Below are 16,796 nucleotides of genomic sequence, written 5' to 3'. Positions count from 1 at the left end.
TTAAGCACCTCCTTTAGTTTTGGCGTATTTTGTTGACAAATACTTTTGTATTGCATATATTGATAGATAATTGCGTATCAGAGTTATATTCTTCTTATCTTGCGACCTTTGGAGAATTTTTTTTATCAGGGAAAAATATGTTTCATCTTTCCCTTCAGGTTTTGAACTCCAAATTGCGCCTGCTTTTTCCTTTAGTATCTCATATTCCAAGTCCTTGAAAAATTCTGTTAGGCCTTCCATGTTTCCTATTTCCCTTATAGAGTATAGTATGGATTTATTGTCTGTTTGCCCTGCGAAATATCCTATTCGGTCACCTACCAACATGCATATTTCATGGATTTCTTTTAATTCATTCATTCCAGTTACCTCCAAATATTTTTCGAGAAATTCGAAAAGAAATTGCGAATTAAGACTTGAAGGATTGTCAATTGAAAGATTATGATAAGAAAGATCCATTAAAACGGGATCAATAGGCAAACTATATAATATGTTTTTGGATAATTCCTCACGTGGTAAATTTTTGGTCTTAGAATTTTTCATGCCCTTATATGATGCATAATTAATTAGAGAATATAAAAAAGGATATCCATCTTTTGTATTCAATTTTTTTACTTCATCAAAAAACCTGATTATATATGACATTCTGTTATAATTTTTCAAATCATCAACACCATCTGAATTTACAGTGAAATAGAATATGTTTAAGAGTTTAAGTTCGTCTCTTTCTAAAATTTTTGATTTCATTTTATAAAGAAGTAAAAGTAAATTTGAATAAATATCAATTGCGAAAAAGTCCTTGTCTTCTATGAAATTGGTTTTGACATTCCTTTTAATCTCGTTATACTCAGAGTTTATTTGAAGAACACTTTTTATTTTATACAAAAGTTGGAGTGAAGGGGCTGAAATTATAAAGAGATTATTGTTAAGGAAATAATTGTCCATCATCCCATATTTATATATAAGATCGCACATGAAACAAATTGGCATATCCTTTCTGTTTCTATGATCCCTAAACGATGGGAGACTATCCCCAGTCCCAAAATCAAAGATGAGGTTTGTGGATAATATTGAAAAAGTTTTTTTCTTATTAGAATTATCAATGTATCTCGAATAGTTAAATCCACAAAGAATACATTTTTCTCCTTTGAGAAGTTTTTCTATTCTTCCAGAGATATTTTCCCCAAGCTTCTGAGGTTTTAGATAAACATTAACTTTTGACTGCTTTCCATATTGCAACTTACCACTTACTTTTTTGTCAGACTGCAATTTTAAGGTCTCTTCTTCTTTTTTAAGTTCCTCCAACTTGCTTTTTGAAACATCAACTTTTGGAAGTAAATCCTTTGTCCTTTCTGATCGTTGAAGAAATGGTTTAACATTTAATTTAGGTCCTATGATCACCTTGTCCTTTTCAGGATCATAATATGGTTTATAGTTTTTTGTTTCTTCAAATACCCTTGCATAATAGAGGCTTCTCAAAATGAAATATATTTCTTCTAGATCTTTTTCTGTAACTGTGAAATTCAAATTTAGATTATATAGAGTTATTTCAGAATCTTTATATTTCAACTTGTTATCTTCTAAATTTTTAAACGCTTTGTGTCTTTCCATTTCCGAGAAAATATTAACAAGGCCATTGTCATATAAAAAGTCTCTTTTTTCAAAATTTAAACTTATCATTTCATCACTTCCTTTGTGTTTAACATTCCAAAGCCTAGTGAATTTTTTTCTCCGAGCCCACAATCTAATATGAACCTATAGAACTTTTTATTTTCCATGTTAAATTTTTCGAGATTCTTCCAGAGCGTTCCGATAATTATAAACATCTTCCCCCCTTTTTTTACTCTCACAGCCACTTCACGATTAAATTCAAATTTGTCAAAAATATTCCCATCAAAATAATATTTTTCATTATAGAATGCATTATATTTCTTAAGAGCATTTTCTTTTAGCCTATCTAAAAAAAACTGAAAATCATGTGACTTTTTGAGTGAATAATAAATGTTCTTTCTATTATTTTTGAAAAGAACAATAGGCGTGCTGGTTATAAAACTCCTTTTTAATCTTGGCTTAAACACTTTCACTGAATCTATCTCTATGGGATGTTTACCAAGGTAATATTTTGAATCTTTTAATTGTTTTTCAATTTCTTTTATGATTTTTGGATTTGGAGACGAGATGATCAAACTTTTTGCTTCATCAGTTGTAAAATCTGAAATGGGAAAAATGTTCGAAAAGCAGAAATATTTAAATCCCTTAGTATTGTGATAATGGCCATATTCACTATTTTTGAGTAAAGAATAGATAAAACCTTGAATTGTATAATTATTTATTTCATAATATCCAAAATCTCCTTCCATCGGCTTAAATTTAAGCAATAGTCGCATTCTATTACCTCTTTTCCAAATCGCTAATTTAGGTTTACAATAACTTGACTATTTGGAAATCATCAATTCTTTACCAGAGATTTTGCATTGATAAGTCCTTTTATTATTTGTGAATATTAATCATATATAAAATTTACTATATCATTCACATAAAATGTTATTATTATAAAAATAACATCAACCCTATAAAAAACAAAAAAATTCTAAAAAAATGGAAAACCCAAAGAGAATAGGATCCCCTCCAAAAAGAGGTAGTATTAAACACATTAAAGGAAAAAGACTCCCATGATTGCCATCAATATTAATATCCTAGTATCCAAAGTGTAGAATATGAAAGGTGATAGACGGTTTTTTTCGGCGCAACATGATGAAATAAAAAAGGGTAAAATAACCGACATATACTTCCTAAAAACCATGAAAATACTGGAAAACCTGAAATTAAAGGATACACCAGTCAAGGCAGAAATATTCGCTGGAGAAAAAGGGATATTCTGCGGATTAACCGAAGTCCTAAACCTATTAGAAGATTCTGAATGCAAAATATATTCCTTAAAGGAAGGTGAAAAATTCTCAAAAAAAGAAGTGGTCATGAGAATCGAAGGAAAATATTCAGAATTCGGATTACATGAAACAGCAATACTAGGGATTCTGGCAAGTTCCTCTGGTTGGGCCACAGCAGCCCACAAATGTAAAAAGGCCGCGGGGGACAAACCAGTTGTATGTTTTGGTTCGAGGCATGTGCACCCGTCCGTGGCGCCGGTCATGGAAAGAGCTGCGAAAATAGGCGGGGCAGATGGTGTAAGTTGCGTTTTGGCCGCGGAAATTCTCAAGACCAAGCCCTTGGGTACTGTGCCCCATGCCGCGATACTAATAGCCGGTAGCACAGGGAAGATAGCCAAAGCCTATGATAGAATCATGCCCAAAGACGAGCCTAGAATAATCCTCGTAGACACTTTCAAAGATGAAGCAGAAGAATCGTTAAATATTGCAAGGATATTAAACAAGAAATTGGATGGTGTCCGTCTTGACACCCCAAAAGAGAGGGGTGGGGTGACACCCGAGCTAGTACATGAAGTTAGAAAAAGATTAGACCTTGAAGGATTCTCACATGTTAAGATCTTCGTCTCAGGCGGATTAAACCCGGAAAAAATAAGAATACTTGGTGAAGCCGGGGCTGACGCATTCGGAGTTGGATGGTATATTTCTGCCGCTTCTCCAATTGAAATGACAATGGACATAAAAGAAGTGGCTGGTATACCAGTTGCCAAGAGAGGTCGAATACCTGGAATAACTGAAAATAAGAGATTAAAGAGAATTAAATAAGATGGGGGGGTCCTAAATTCGTCAATAAATAGGGCGGATCCCACTAAAAAAAGTGAAAACTTCTATGAAGTGAACGGGGGCCCTTGTAAAGGGTGGGATTAAAGGTTCCTAATGTAGCGGTATTTGATCTTTCACATTAAGCTTTGTTCTTTCACGTTGAATATGAAGGATGCTGCAAAGACCATTACAATGGCAAAGATTGTGAGGAGGATCATGCTAATCCCAAGGGGGAATACTGACTTGTGTAATATCGTATATCTTAGAGCGTCCACACCATAAGTCAAAGGATTCATATAAACCGCGCCCTGTAACCAGCTTGGCAGGCCAGTTATTGGGAATAAGGCCCCGCTAAGGAGAAATATTGGCAACACTATGAAGCTCATTATAAGGTTGAAACCTTCCATACTGTCTGTGAAAGCTGCTATCAAGAGTCCTAATCCGCCAAAACCCATCGAGATTATAAGTGAGAGTATCATAGCAACAAGGAAACAAGCTGGTGTCATTATAACCCCCACAAGGAATGATAATAGTAGTAGGATGGCTGTTTGTATCATCGAGGCTGTGCTTATACCCAAGGCCTTCCCCAGGACTATTGATGGTCTTGAAATCGGCGCCACGAGTATCTCCTTGAGGAAACCATACTGTCTATCTATTATCACTGACACTCCTGAGAATATGCTTGTGAATAGTATGGTCTGGCCTATTATCCCAGGGTATATGAAGGCTCTGTAACCTCCTGGGATTCCCCCGAATCTTATTGATGCTCCGAGTCCTGTTCCGAATATTATTAGCCAGAGTAGTGGTGTTACGATGGATGTGACTATCCTTGATCTGTAGCGTAGGAATCTTTTCATCTCCCGCAACCATATGGTGTATATTCCTTCTATCTCACCCATATTGATCAACTATGTTTCTGTTATCCCGGTCCTTGTGGCGATTGATTTAGCCAAAATATAGAGGATAATGGGAAGACTATGTTTCTGTTATCCCAGTTCCTGTGTATTTTATGAATACGTCTTCAAGTGTTGGATGTTCTAGTTCTACTGACTTTATCTGGAAGTTGTGTTGTGTTGCGAAGTTCACTATCGCAGGTATTAGGTTTTCACCCCTTTCTACCATGAGTTTTATCATGTCCCCGGTGTTGTATGCTTCCTTTACTCCGGGTAGTTCTTGGATTTTTTCTGCAAATTCTTTTGGGTTTTCTGTTTTCACTTTTATCGTGTCTGCTTTGAGTTCTCTTTTAAGGTTTTGTGGGGTGTCTGCTTTTATTATCTGGCCCTTGTTCATTATGGCTACGTGGTCGCATAATTTGTCTGCTTCTTCCATGTAATGTGTTGTGAGTAATACTGTTACTTTTTCTTCTCGGTTGAGTTGTTTTATGTATTTCCAGATGCTTTCCCGCGTCTGAGGATCTAGGCCCAGTGTCGGCTCATCCAAGAATAAGACCTTCGGGTGGTGTATGAGGCCTCTTCCTATTTCTAGTCGACGTTTCATGCCCCCTGAGTATGTTTTCACGTATTCATCGGCTTTTTCCCCCAATGCTATAAGTTCAAGCACTTCCTCTATACGCTTTTTCCTTATATTTTTGGGGACTCCGTATAACGCTGCGTGCATTTCGAGGTGCTCTCTTCCTGTTAACATGTCATCTAATGCTCTAGATTGGAATACTATGCCTATGGATGCTCTTACCTTCTCTGGTTCTTTTATTATATCGTATCCGTTCACCTTTGCCGTGCCGCTTGTCGGCTTGATTATGGTGCATAGCATCGATATTAGTGTTGTTTTACCGGCTCCGTTAGGCCCCAGGATCGCATATATGTCCTCCTCTGGTATTTCAAGGTCTACATTATCGACAGCTGTGAAATCATCATACTTCTTAGTTATTTTTTCTGTTTCAATGATGTAACCCATGAGCCCCCCTCCAAAATCCGAACCAACTTTCCCCCTTGTATGACTTCACCAAAATATAACTTCTATAAAGGTCTATTATGAATACTCAGTAATAACCTTTTTTTGTTTGACCTTTCACCAAAGCTGAATGTTATGAGAAAGCCCTTAAACCCGTTGATAAGACTCCAAATAACACCCAGCCCCAATTTTATATATATCTGCAATTATATCTTTTTCCTGGTCTTTAAGTTCCCATGCGCTAGCATAATCGCCTTCTTTTATGTATTCTAGCCTGCTTCTCCATGACTCCAAAAGTTGCAATGTCAATTGATTTCTCTCTAAAATTAGCCCTATCACCTCTTTGTATGGACCATCAGCATACTGATAAGCTTTTTCACCGGCGATATGATCTCTTTTTCCTCTTCTATTATTTCATCCACTTCACCTCCCATTTCTTTTACATAGTTTCGATAATATTCCTAGCCTCTTGGTTCCATATTGTAAAATCGCCAAGTCTTTTCTACCATATAAACTCTATGGCCACACCCATAGACCCTGTAGATGTGTACGTGCATTATACCATTCGCATTTATCAAATAGGGTATTTCCTCCACGCGATTGATCGGAACGCCACAGTATGGACAGTATGAAACATTCCATTCCTTCGCTGTCTTGTCCGCACCCGCGTTGTTGTTGGCTATGCTTGTTTTATTGGTTTGTATTGGGTTGGGGGGTCTCCTTCTGGATGTTGATGATCATTCCAGTGGTGAATGCCAAGGCCCCAACTAGGATAAAGCACGCCAAAAGGAGAACTTTTGCCATCTTATCCATTGGCCCACACCTTTGCATGGAATTCAAAAGTTGTATATGAACGGTATATCTTAATAAACTCTATTATCTGGGAGGGCAATAATATCAAATAAGGATATTGGAGGGTGGACTATTATGTCATGGAAAAAGATTTTAGGCATATTATCATAGCAGTAGCATACACCACCCTAACCGCAACCCCAAAAAAGAAGACATTCGATGGCCCATATATGTCCTTCGAATACCCTGGAGACTGGAAAATCACAGAGACTGATAAACTGGAAGAACCTGACGGAGGCCAGTTTGTACAGCTTATGTCTGAAGATGAGAGTAATCTGATAAATGTTAATGTGTACACTGACCTTACCCTTGAAGAACTAATAAGTAGGCAGGAAGAACTATATAATGAGTGTTATCAAGAGTCTATTGAGAAGGGAGTAGTGTGTAGTAAGGAAGAGAAGACGGTTGACGGTGTAAAATGTAAAATATATGATTTAGTAATGATAAGACATTATTGTTTCGAGAAAGATGGGAAAGCCGTTCTAGTAACCTGCAATTTCAATGCTGCAAACGTTGCCGAGGATATCATAAAATCATTAAAGATAAAACAATAAAATGGGGGGAACGCCTCCCTTTCCTTAATTTTTTCTGAACCCCTCAAAAAGCCAAAACTCCAGGAAATTCGCACACATCCCCACCCCAAAAAACCAAAATGTTCCTGCAACGATAGGATAATCTTTCCCCGCGGAAATTCAGAAGAGGAAAAAACTCCACCATAAAAGGTCAAAAAATTCCTGCAAAGCCATGAGAAGCCACCCTTTCTCACCCCAATGATTAATAAACGAGAACAGGCGCCTATAGATCCCTTGAAACGACCAGAAAAGAGAACAAGGAAAAACTTAAATATAGTTTATGCCAAAACCATCACATAAGGGGGTGTTATTATGCCATCAAATAAACTTGTCTGGTTTGCCATTTGCATAATATGCATCCTCGCTATTTCAACATCAGGGTGTATCGGGGGCAAAAAGACTTACGACGGTAAATACATGAGCTTTGAATACCCCGAAGACTGGAACATATCAAAGACACTGGATGAGGGGACAAGTGAACACGTAATCCTCAGACAATCTAATGATATAATAGGTGTTAATGCCCTCAAGGATGCTAGCATAGAAGATGTTGAAGCCAATATCACTACTCCAAATCTATATGGACCAGAGAATGAGACCATCGGAGACGTGCATTGTCTCACATATTATGAGAGCGAGATTGACATGAGTTTCTACATTTTCCAGAAGGATGGGATGACTTTCCTAGTGACATGCACGGTTGGGAGTGAAGGGATCGCCGAGGATATTATAAAATCATTAAAGGTGAAAAAATAAAATTGGGGGACTCCTATTCCTGCAGCCGTATTTTTCATCTCCCTTTTTTTTGGAAGTAGTTTTTCTCATGATAGTGGCTTACATAAAATTTTCATTTTTTACAAGCCATTAAACGGCTTCTTTCAGCGAATGATGAACCCATCACTTCTTTTTTCATGGTCTTTTATAATTTTTCTCGTTTTTTGCAAAAGTATCTAACATTTTTTATGATTTTAAGGTGTCGTGGTGGGATTTCCTGCAAACATTTTTAACATGCTCCGATATGAAATGAGATCATAGGGGAGACCAGAAACTGTTTTTTTTCCAGGCTAAAAAAAGGGAACCATACATGGTCTGCTCCTTCTCTTATACAAACCTCCACATAAAACGCTTACAAGATAAAAAAAAGACTATTTACAGCGACTTCCCCAATTCTTCCAATGCTACAAACAACGGGCTACTCACCCTTCACCCCCTTTATCCTCTTTTTTACGATGATACAAACATCGGGTCAATGCAGGTTCGTTAGAGTCCGCGGCTTTCATTCGCCGGGGCACTCCAAAGACAAATAAAAAAGGGGGAGATCAAAGGATCTTGTTAAAAAAAATAATTAGATTAGAGGAGGTTTTTAGGGGGCATAGAATGAGATTTGTTTGCTGTAATAGGCGACTGATTCTATGGATTCTTCCTCGAAATCCCTTGTGAGTCTCCCTTTCTTTTTTATAATGAAGTCTATCACTTGGTGGGGTTGTAGAATTGTGTAGTATTCTGTTTTTACTGTTTTTGGTTTTTGGCCTACGAGAACGACAATGGCATGGACCCATGGTTTGGAGGGTCCGTAGGTGCTTATCTCTCCTGTTAAAAAGTCTCTTAGGTTTTTCGCGTTGAATTTAACCTGTTTACCAGGGCTTCCATGTATCTTTATCAGTCTTTGTGTTGGTGGGCTGCCTTTTCTCATGTACCAACTGTCCCCTTTTATGAGATATTTTCAGGTGTAATTTTTAGTTTCGACTACGAATATCCCGTTTGGTCCAATTACCACATTATCAATATTCCCTTTGCTCCCAGGCAATTTCACATCATAGAAGATGAAATAATCCTGAGGTAATTCTTCTAAGAATTTATTTACTGTCTTTTCTCCTTCTAATCCTTTCTTCCAACTATACCCTTTGCTTCTGCCATGCATGAATAATATGATCCCTGCAAAAATGCTAAGAATGGCCAATAAAAACCCGCTTATCAACCAAATAAAACCTACAATGCCCATGGAAACTCCTATTATTTCCATCAAGCTATAATCATGAGCTTTGTTTTCAGTGTAGGTCCTTTGCAGCGTTATAACTTTTCTCGCGTAATTTGGCCCCCTGACACTCTCAGAATATTCAAGGAGACTCCTATAATAGCGGAGATTACCACCACACCCACAAATATATGCTTTTTCATCTTCTTCAGATATAGGATAAAGAATGCCGCAACTATCACATATTAGATAGGGCATGTAGACCACACCCCTACAAAAAATGATAATCATAAAGTCACATTTAAATTTATAAGAACAAAAATCATACCCGCCACTGGAAATTTAACACCTACCATTTTTCTGTGGATAATCTCTGTTATCAGAAAAAAAGAAAAGTTCAAGAAACGAAAAATAAAATAAACTAATTAAACCTAAAAGAGCATGAAAGGATAAACCCCTCTCTATGGTGGTGTCAGTGGAAATCAAACGGCTGAAAGAAGCCCTGGAAAACTTAAATGAGAAATATGAGAACCTGAAAAACAAAAGGGCTTATAATGAGGCTAATGTGAGGAAGGACTTCATAGATCCCTTCTTTGGGGCCCTCGGATGGAACGTCAGAAACTCAAAAGAATACGATAGTGAAACACATGTCAGAGGGGTTGGATTCGCAGACATAGCATTAAAAATAGAAGGCAAACCAGTTATCTTCATAGAAGCTAAAAGATTCGGGATTATAGAGGATCGTGGGGAAAAGCAGACGACATTGTATGGTGATGTTACTATTGATTGGACCGAGGAAGAGAGACAGGCTTTGAATTATGCTGGGAGGGAAGTTGGAGTTAAATGGGCTATACTAACAAATTTTGAAAAATTCAGACTCTTCAATGCCTATACAGGCGAAATAATCCTCAACATCGAATCCCCAAAAGAATACCTTGAAAGAATCAACGACTTAGTCCTATTATCTAAAGATAGTGTTAAAACAGGAGAAATTGAAAAACTATCTGAGAGGGTTGAGCGGCCAGACATCGACAAAAACTTCCTGGCCCTGATGAGGCATTGGAGGATCTTATTAGCAAATGAAATCCACAAAGGATTCCCTGATATGAACTTCGACGACATAAAGTTTTATTCTCAAAGGATAATTGATAGGATGGTTGTTATCAGATATGCTGAAGACAATTGGGTCCTTGACAAACCAGACCAATTAAAGAAGGCATGCGACTTTTACAAGCAGACTGATTATGCTGATCTCAGCGGAGCCCTTATAAACTTCTTTGATGGCTTTGACAAAATACACAACACAAAAATATTCGAAAAAGACAAGAAACTGGACGAGATCTTAAAAAAGATAGATGATGAGGTCTTGGCCAAGATAATCGATGAGCTTTATCAGCAGAGTTTCAGGAAATTCGAATCAGACATCCTCGGAAACACATACGAAGCATACCTCGGAACAAAACTAATAGAAAAAGACGGAAAAATAAAAATTGAATCTGCAGACGAAGCAAGAAAAAAAATGGGAATCTACTACACACCAACAGATGTAGTAGACCATATAATCAAAAACACACTCGGAACCAAACTAGAAAAAATATGGGATGAAGTGAAAAGACTCTTCGAAACAGGGGAATACTCTAATGCAGCTAAAAGATTCCAGGAGATCGAGGATATTAAGGTGTTGGATCTTGCATGCGGATCAGGGACATTCCTAATTAAGGCCTACGACCACTTCCAAGATTATTATAAAAAATATGAGAGAGAAGTCGAAAAAGCAAAAAGTAGGATAAAAAAGGAGAATACTAGCAATCAATTGAAAATAACCGGAGAAAACACGCTAATAAGATTAGAAGAACCGCTAAAAAATTATGAGTGGAAAAATACTGAAAAAGAACCTTTACGGTGTCGACTTGGATGAATCGGCCGCTGAGATAGCCTCAATAAATCTAATGCTAAAAACACTAAGGCGTGGAGAAAAACTCCCACTAATCCTAGAAGAAAACATAAAAGTCGGAAACTCCATCGTAACAGGAGTTGAAGGCAAAGAAGAACTACTAGAACACAAAAATGAAATAAAAAAGATGATACTCCTAAGAGAGCAGATCAAAAAAGAAGAAAACCCCAAGATCAAATCAGAACTAGAAGAGGAATATCAAAGGCTCAGAGAAAAAATCGAGGACGAAATAAACGAGAACCTCAAAGACTACTTCAAAAACCCCAAGGAGTACAAGCCATTCAACTTTGAACTAGAATTCCCAGAAATATTCTATACGAGAGATGGGAAATTAAAAGAGAACGGTGGATTCGATGTTATAGTTGGAAACCCACCATATGTAAGACAAGAAAAGATAAAAGACATGAAAAGCTATTTGAAAGATCAATACACATGCTATCATGGCCGGGCCGACCTCTACATCTACTTCATGGAAAGAAGCCTGAAACTCCTAAAAAAAGGCGGCCTATTCTCCTATATAACTTCAAACAAGTACACACGAGCAATATACGGCCAACCACTAAGAAAATGGATACTTGAGAATTATAAGATCAGGGAATATAGAGACTACACAGGCGAAAGGGTGTTTAAGGATGCTACAGTGGACCCATCTGTTATCGTGATAGAAAAGGAGAAGCCAAAAGACAACAAAATAAAAATCAACGAAAAATTCAACCTACCCCAAAAATATCTAGACAAGAAAACATGGACATTTGAAAAACCAGAAATCCACCAGATAAAAAAGAAAATAGAAGAAGTTGGAAAACCACTAAAAGAATGGAACGTGAAAATACACTTTGGTATAAAAACAGGTTACAATGAAGCATTTATGATCAACACAAAGACAAAAAACAAGATACTCGAGGACTGCAGGACAAAGGCAGAGAAAGAAAGAACAAAAAAGATTATAAAACCAGTTTTAAGGGGCAAAGACATAAAACGCCATTCCTACAACTGGAGAGGACTTTGGATGATAACTATCCCTAAAGGATGGACGGACTCGAATCGAGGACGTAAGGATCCAGAAACATTTATCGAGGAATCATTTTCGTCCTTAATACGTCACTTAAGAAGATATAGGGAACAACTTGAAAAGCGGTCTGACCAAGGCGATTATTGGTGGGAACTCCGAGAATGTAAATATTATCCTGAATTTGAAAAAGAAAAGATCGTATGGCAGAGAGTAACTCAAAAACCAAGATTCAGCATTGTACCACCTAGATTTTATTCTGAAGCTACTAGTCATTTTATAACTGGAGAGAATTTGCGGTTTCTTTTAGGCATATTTAATTCATCGCTTTTTGAATTTGCATTCTATAAGTTCTATATGGGTGGGGGGATCCAAGGAGAAATAAAAGGTGAGTTCATAAAAAGATTTCCCATCCCCCCAATCACAAATAAAAATAAAGACCTTGCCAAACAGATAGAAGAAAATGTAGACAAAATCCTAAAGCTAAAGGAAAAAGAACAGTTTACCCTGAGCTCCTTTAAAAGACTCGTAGAGAATACTGGCCAGAATAGATTTAATACCAGCTTATCTCAGTATCTTAAGTCCAAAAATGCAGCCGATTATTCAATAAACCTCATCAAAACCGAAAAATTGATAGATGATGAAAAGATGGGGATTCCACGATACTATAGAGTTAAGGGCCGAAAAGATTCCATAATAGTCTCTGCAAGTTACAGTGACAGCCAGACCGAGGATATCATCCAAATATACTTCGACGATCCCAGAATAAAAGAATTTTTCCACTTGGCAATAACAAGTCAAGTGGAAGGTAAAAAGAAGAGTTATAGAGGTCAGAAGAAGATCCTAGAGACAACTTTAGAGGATATAAAGATTCCAAGATCAACAAGGAACAAGGAAAAGGATAGAGAGAATATATTAGGGCTAATGCAAATCCTAAAAGAAGAGTATGAGAAAAAGTTCGGAGAGGATTACAAGAGGCTCTCAAGGATAAGGGAGAGGATAGAGGAGGTTGACAAGGAGATCGACGAGCTTGTATATAAATTATATGGTCTCAGTGAAAAAGAGAGGAGGATAGTGGAAGAGGGTTTTGACGATTAGATTTATTTTTCTATTAGTATTTTTTCTACTTCCTCTTCGCATTTTTCGACAAATTCTTCTGCAAGTTCTAGCCCTTTTTCACATGTTGCTACATCTATGTTTTCTATTGAAAATTTAACGGTGCTTTTATTGTTGAATGTGTCTTTTTTTGAATCTCTAGGTGGTTCATAAGACATAGAAGACACAGTTTTACCATGATATTTCGATTCTATAGATACACTATCTTCCACTATGATTCTCTCAGACAATTCTATTCCAATTTTTTCAATGTACTCATGTACTATTTTGTTTCTAATCTTCTTCAATTTTTCAGGTATTCCCTCAAATTCTTTTCTACTTTCTAATTGATCAAAGACTCTATCCATAATTTTTCTTATTTCTTTTTTATGAATGTCAAAGTCCTTCGTTTCTTTAACAATCTCAGCATAAAGAACAGTGCCTTTAAACTTTCCTTTAGCCTTTTCTTCATCTTTTCCTAATTTTAGTCCACATAGTGTTGCCCATTGTTGAATAAAAGCCTCAGCATAAAAAAGAAAGTCTTTTATATTCCCTTTATCCTTTTCCCTTTTCTTCATTTTTTCCAAGAAAAATTTAAGCGATTCTAACTTGAATTTAGAGTACCCTACTTCCAATATTTACCCTCCATCCAACCTAGAAATTTATGGAGGAGGATTGCAAGGCCATTAGTCCCCTCATCCTACAAAAGAAGAATATATGAGCTTCAATATTTAAATTTTGTTGCAAAGGATAACTGCAGGCCTCTCTGTTTTTTCACAACGGAGCTCATAACATGCCCTGGAAGGAGAAGTAGCATTGTTCACAACTCTAGTCTCCCCTTTATTCCTAAAAAAGAAAAAACGGGTTCAAAGGGGGGAATAAGTTGACTATCGACGGTTGGCTTCTTTTATATCATATACCCGTCTTATGTAACAACATGTACACGTAGACATGTTACATAAGAAAAATCCAGCTTTTTAAAGTTTGCCCCCATGCAAACTTTCCTAAGATGAAATACTATTTCTAAAAGGTTAATGTTGCAGGAGCAACGAAGGGCCTGCCCTACCTACAAAAAGGCACAGTTTGGGGAGTTGCCAAGAGCAACGGCTTCTTTTCCTTTGATACACACAAACTACCCTATGATTAGCCGCGCCTTCTGGGCGCGGGGTTTTTTAGGATATAAGAATTATCTTATGTAACATTATATTTTCATGATTTTGTTACATAAGATTCTTTGGGAAAGATACATCCCCCACCCCCCAACCAAAAAATAGTGTTAGTACACATAGAGTGAGATGGATATGAAATAAGAAAGAAAACACTAGTGGTGAAAAAATATTATATATATTGGTGAGACCTGAAAATTATAACCATCTAAAAATGGACGTGGTTTGTCCTATTTTAGTGTTTTTTCATTTTCGGGGTTAACATGATATTTTGGTGAATTACCGAAGCTTTTTCATTATAAAGGTCGATCTGGTAGGGTTTAGGAAGGTCGGTTATGGTCAGTTATAATCGAAATTTTTCGATATATAACCAATTATAACCACCTAGAAGTAATACTCCATAATACTAATTCTAATTTTTGGGCCCAAAAAAATGTTTTAATATAAAATTAAAAAATAGTATTATTTTAATCCTTGTGCGGAGGTGGCACAAAATTGAAAGAGAAAATACTTCTGCATATACAGGATGGTGAGCATGTTGCGGTTCGATACAAAAACATAGAAGATTACCTGGACCTGGAAACAGGCCACAAAAAAATATTCCTGGAACATATAAACCCGGCGAAGGAAGTGGCATCGGAAATACTTTCAAAACTGACAAAAACAGCAAGAAACACAATATACAAAAAATACACAACAAACGAAATCATACAAGAAATAAAAAAGAAAACAAAAAACACTAAAGTGCTAATAGTTTTCAACGACCTACAAGAAATGTCCAAGAGTACAATGCGAATCTTCCTTGACATCATGGACAATATACAACTATTCTGCAGTATACGAGGAAAAGCAGAAAAATACCACACCAGGCTATTAAAAAAGATGGTGATACTCACTGACCCAGAAGACGAAATCATAGACATCACAATCCCAATGATAATCCTTGCAGGAACACTCGCTTTCCTCACATACCTGAAAATGGCGATGAGCCTATCAGGCATAGCAGCGTATATTATTCTCACATCAGTATGGTTTGGGACTATAATAGCACGAACATTGATATGGATAAAAAGCTAAAAAAGAGAGAGGAACATGGACGGGATAACATATCTATTTTCTCTACATCTCATTCTCATGATAGCAGTAGGAACATTATGGTACATATTCTGGTTTTATGCAGCAACATGTCAGTGATGTGATCTGATTGAAATGGTACACGCACGCAATTTTTGCGGTTGTAGTGGGTGCAATAATAGGTAATTTACTCGACGTGAATTTTACAATACGTTTTTTCATTATAACAATACTTTCAAGTCTTTTAATCGACTGCACAGAAAAGACCATTTTCAACGAACATAAAAGACAGCTACACAACCTATTCATGTTGATGCCCTGCGTCCTACCCTACCTGTTCATTGATGTAACCACTGGAGCAGGCCTAACCGCAGGGGTATCATCACACATACTATTAGACTGCTTAACACCAATAGGATGTAAATTATTTTGGCCAATCCAAAAGAAGCGTTACGGCATACGATGGAAAAGCCCAGATAACAAAGCACGAGAAAAAAGAATACTTGCAGCAGTTTCATTACTTGCAATACTAACACTCCTAATACTCTGGCCCCATGGTCCATTCACATCCGCGATTGAAAATTGGACGGGCAACAGGACAGGGCACAATTCAACGAACTCAACAGCTCCGGATTTCCGCATAACTATCAACGATCCTGAAAAGGACATGTGGATTCATCCTTTCCCAAATGGTAGTGTATTCATTGATGTGGATGATAGTCAAGGAGACTACTGTACAGTGTATCGTTCATATCCGGTCTATTATCCTGTGTATAACGCGCCCCAATCTTCAAATTCGTCACGGGTGAATGATGATGGTGAAGAGGAGGCCTGAATTAAATAGAATATATGAGATGCTTAAAAAGCTTGACACGATATACAACAGAAATAAAATTTACACCCAAAAGGTGTATATTGACGCAAGAACGGCCTGCAAACTTGAAATCATAAGCTACTTAGAATCCAGATCAAAAAGTGAAATATCACGTAGAGCCATCACAATATACATAAAAGCATACGAATCCAAGAACGGAAATCTTCTTCATTTTAGGCCCAAAACTATATAATACTATTTTATGATAATATATTACTACAGAATTGGAGGTGAAAGCTTTGAGAGTAAAAAATGTGCTGGTCACATTGCTATTGTTGTGTGTACTTGGCGCGACCATTGGTGTGGGCACAGTATCGGCACAAGAAAACGACGAGGATATAGAGTTAATAGACCTTGATGAAGGCCTTGAAGACGATGCAGATAATGGAGAATCTGATGAAAGTTTCGAAGATGATGGGGAAGTAGAAAAAACAAGCCTTGATCAATCTGGTGGGGACGTGGTTGCAGAGTCTGTGCCAATGCAACCTACTGGAATTCCAATGACGTATGCAATACTTTCTGTTTTCATGACACTCAGTGGCCTAGTACTTGCCAAGTTTGATATTTGAAACTTTTATTTACACATTCTATTTTTTAATTTTTATCCGAA

General features: G+C 37.0%; 17 protein-coding genes. 9 read left to right on the top strand and 8 right to left on the bottom strand.

All coding sequences use genetic code 11. The features are described 5' to 3' along the window. A complete protein-coding gene (locus tag ACZ5XX_RS04115; RefSeq protein ID WP_464585933.1) occupies positions 1 to 1,677 on the bottom strand; it encodes a hypothetical protein in 1,677 nt (558 codons plus the stop codon). Then, complete coding sequence (gene cas6, locus ACZ5XX_RS04110) at positions 1,674 to 2,375, bottom strand: CRISPR-associated endoribonuclease Cas6 (protein WP_464585929.1); 702 nt, start codon at positions 2,373 to 2,375, stop codon at positions 1,674 to 1,676. The genes ACZ5XX_RS04115 and cas6 overlap by 4 nt, the downstream gene beginning before the upstream one ends. Before the next feature lie 339 nt (positions 2,376 to 2,714). Between cas6 and ACZ5XX_RS04105 the strand changes: the two genes are divergently transcribed. Then, positions 2,715 to 3,707: a nicotinate phosphoribosyltransferase gene (locus tag ACZ5XX_RS04105; RefSeq protein WP_464585926.1), complete on the top strand. Its 993-nt coding sequence runs from the start codon at positions 2,715 to 2,717 to the stop codon at positions 3,705 to 3,707. 131 nt (positions 3,708 to 3,838) lie between these two features. Here ACZ5XX_RS04105 and ACZ5XX_RS04100 read toward each other — a convergent pair whose 3' ends face one another. From ACZ5XX_RS04100 to ACZ5XX_RS04090, 3 genes are all read right to left on the bottom strand, one after another. Beyond that, entirely contained in the window at positions 3,839 to 4,603 is a 765-nt protein-coding gene (locus tag ACZ5XX_RS04100; RefSeq protein WP_464585924.1) for an ABC transporter permease, read from the bottom strand. Between the two features lie 76 nt (positions 4,604 to 4,679). Then, positions 4,680 to 5,618 (bottom strand): ATP-binding cassette domain-containing protein, encoded by a 939-nt coding sequence (locus ACZ5XX_RS04095; protein ID WP_464585922.1) that lies wholly within the window; start codon positions 5,616 to 5,618, stop codon positions 4,680 to 4,682. A 687-nt stretch (positions 5,619 to 6,305) separates the two neighbouring features. Beyond that, positions 6,306 to 6,428, bottom strand: coding sequence for a hypothetical protein (locus ACZ5XX_RS04090; RefSeq protein ID WP_464585920.1), 123 nt, complete (start codon positions 6,426 to 6,428; stop codon positions 6,306 to 6,308). Between the two features lie 119 nt (positions 6,429 to 6,547). On the opposite strand from ACZ5XX_RS04090, the gene ACZ5XX_RS04085 reads away from it, so the two are divergent. Then, entirely contained in the window at positions 6,548 to 7,021 is a 474-nt protein-coding gene (locus ACZ5XX_RS04085) for a hypothetical protein (protein ID WP_464585918.1), read from the top strand. A 330-nt stretch (positions 7,022 to 7,351) separates the two neighbouring features. Further along, a complete protein-coding gene (locus tag ACZ5XX_RS04080) occupies positions 7,352 to 7,795 on the top strand; it encodes a hypothetical protein (RefSeq protein WP_464585916.1) in 444 nt (147 codons plus the stop codon). A gap of 607 nt (positions 7,796 to 8,402) precedes the next feature. Here ACZ5XX_RS04080 and ACZ5XX_RS04075 read toward each other — a convergent pair. Together ACZ5XX_RS04075 and ACZ5XX_RS04070 are read right to left on the bottom strand one after the other, a co-directional pair. Next, on the bottom strand, positions 8,403 to 8,732 hold the full coding sequence (locus ACZ5XX_RS04075) for a hypothetical protein (protein ID WP_464585914.1): 330 nt from the start codon (positions 8,730 to 8,732) through the stop codon (positions 8,403 to 8,405). A 30-nt stretch (positions 8,733 to 8,762) separates the two neighbouring features. Further along, positions 8,763 to 9,272 (bottom strand): NERD domain-containing protein, encoded by a 510-nt coding sequence (locus ACZ5XX_RS04070; protein ID WP_464585912.1) that lies wholly within the window; start codon positions 9,270 to 9,272, stop codon positions 8,763 to 8,765. A 217-nt stretch (positions 9,273 to 9,489) separates the two neighbouring features. On the opposite strand from ACZ5XX_RS04070, the gene ACZ5XX_RS04065 reads away from it, so the two are divergent. Continuing rightward, positions 9,490 to 10,932 (top strand): type I restriction endonuclease, encoded by a 1,443-nt coding sequence (locus ACZ5XX_RS04065; protein WP_464585910.1) that lies wholly within the window; start codon positions 9,490 to 9,492, stop codon positions 10,930 to 10,932. Beyond that, complete coding sequence (locus ACZ5XX_RS04060; RefSeq protein WP_464585908.1) at positions 10,883 to 13,075, top strand: Eco57I restriction-modification methylase domain-containing protein; 2,193 nt, start codon at positions 10,883 to 10,885, stop codon at positions 13,073 to 13,075. Before ACZ5XX_RS04065 ends, ACZ5XX_RS04060 begins: the two co-directional genes overlap by 50 nt. Positions 13,076 to 13,077: 2 nt before the next feature. Here the strand turns inward: ACZ5XX_RS04060 and ACZ5XX_RS04055 are convergent, their stop codons facing one another. Next, entirely contained in the window at positions 13,078 to 13,707 is a 630-nt protein-coding gene (locus ACZ5XX_RS04055) for a hypothetical protein (protein ID WP_464585906.1), read from the bottom strand. A gap of 1,026 nt (positions 13,708 to 14,733) precedes the next feature. Between ACZ5XX_RS04055 and ACZ5XX_RS04050 the strand changes: the two genes are divergently transcribed. From ACZ5XX_RS04050 to ACZ5XX_RS04035, 4 genes are all read left to right on the top strand, one after another. Next, positions 14,734 to 15,315, top strand: a complete 582-nt coding sequence (locus tag ACZ5XX_RS04050) for a hypothetical protein (RefSeq protein WP_464585904.1) — start codon at positions 14,734 to 14,736, stop codon at positions 15,313 to 15,315. A gap of 127 nt (positions 15,316 to 15,442) precedes the next feature. Further along, complete coding sequence (locus tag ACZ5XX_RS04045) at positions 15,443 to 16,147, top strand: metal-dependent hydrolase (RefSeq protein ID WP_464585902.1); 705 nt, start codon at positions 15,443 to 15,445, stop codon at positions 16,145 to 16,147. Continuing rightward, positions 16,128 to 16,379 carry a hypothetical protein gene (locus tag ACZ5XX_RS04040; RefSeq protein WP_464585899.1) on the top strand — a complete coding sequence of 84 codons (252 nt, stop codon included), beginning with the start codon at positions 16,128 to 16,130 and terminating at the stop codon, positions 16,377 to 16,379. The genes ACZ5XX_RS04045 and ACZ5XX_RS04040 overlap by 20 nt, the downstream gene beginning before the upstream one ends. Positions 16,380 to 16,425: 46 nt before the next feature. Then, positions 16,426 to 16,755 (top strand): hypothetical protein, encoded by a 330-nt coding sequence (locus ACZ5XX_RS04035; protein WP_464585897.1) that lies wholly within the window; start codon positions 16,426 to 16,428, stop codon positions 16,753 to 16,755. Positions 16,756 to 16,796: the final 41 nt, after the last annotated feature.

This window comes from Methanothermobacter crinale, assembly GCF_055397825.1.
Note: the sequence above shows the minus strand (reverse complement) of the source record. Positions and strands in the feature narration are given on the sequence as shown.

Bases quoted from the DNA above. Each gene is read 5' to 3' on its own strand.
- ACZ5XX_RS04115 (WP_464585933.1), bottom strand. From the start codon at position 1,677: ATGATAAGTTTAAATTTTGAAAAAAGAGACTTTTTATATGACAATGGC.
- ACZ5XX_RS04105 (WP_464585926.1), top strand. From the start codon at position 2,715: ATGAAAGGTGATAGACGGTTTTTTTCGGCGCAACATGATGAAATAAAA.
- ACZ5XX_RS04100 (WP_464585924.1), bottom strand. From the start codon at position 4,603: ATGGGTGAGATAGAAGGAATATACACCATATGGTTGCGGGAGATGAAA.
- ACZ5XX_RS04095 (WP_464585922.1), bottom strand. From the start codon at position 5,618: ATGGGTTACATCATTGAAACAGAAAAAATAACTAAGAAGTATGATGAT.
- ACZ5XX_RS04090 (WP_464585920.1), bottom strand. From the start codon at position 6,428: ATGGATAAGATGGCAAAAGTTCTCCTTTTGGCGTGCTTTATCCTAGTT.
- ACZ5XX_RS04085 (WP_464585918.1), top strand. From the start codon at position 6,548: ATGGAAAAAGATTTTAGGCATATTATCATAGCAGTAGCATACACCACC.
- ACZ5XX_RS04080 (WP_464585916.1), top strand. From the start codon at position 7,352: ATGCCATCAAATAAACTTGTCTGGTTTGCCATTTGCATAATATGCATC.
- ACZ5XX_RS04075 (WP_464585914.1), bottom strand. From the start codon at position 8,732: ATGAGAAAAGGCAGCCCACCAACACAAAGACTGATAAAGATACATGGA.
- ACZ5XX_RS04070 (WP_464585912.1), bottom strand. From the start codon at position 9,272: ATGCCCTATCTAATATGTGATAGTTGCGGCATTCTTTATCCTATATCT.
- ACZ5XX_RS04060 (WP_464585908.1), top strand. From the start codon at position 10,883: ATGAGTGGAAAAATACTGAAAAAGAACCTTTACGGTGTCGACTTGGAT.
- ACZ5XX_RS04040 (WP_464585899.1), top strand. From the start codon at position 16,128: ATGGTGAAGAGGAGGCCTGAATTAAATAGAATATATGAGATGCTTAAA.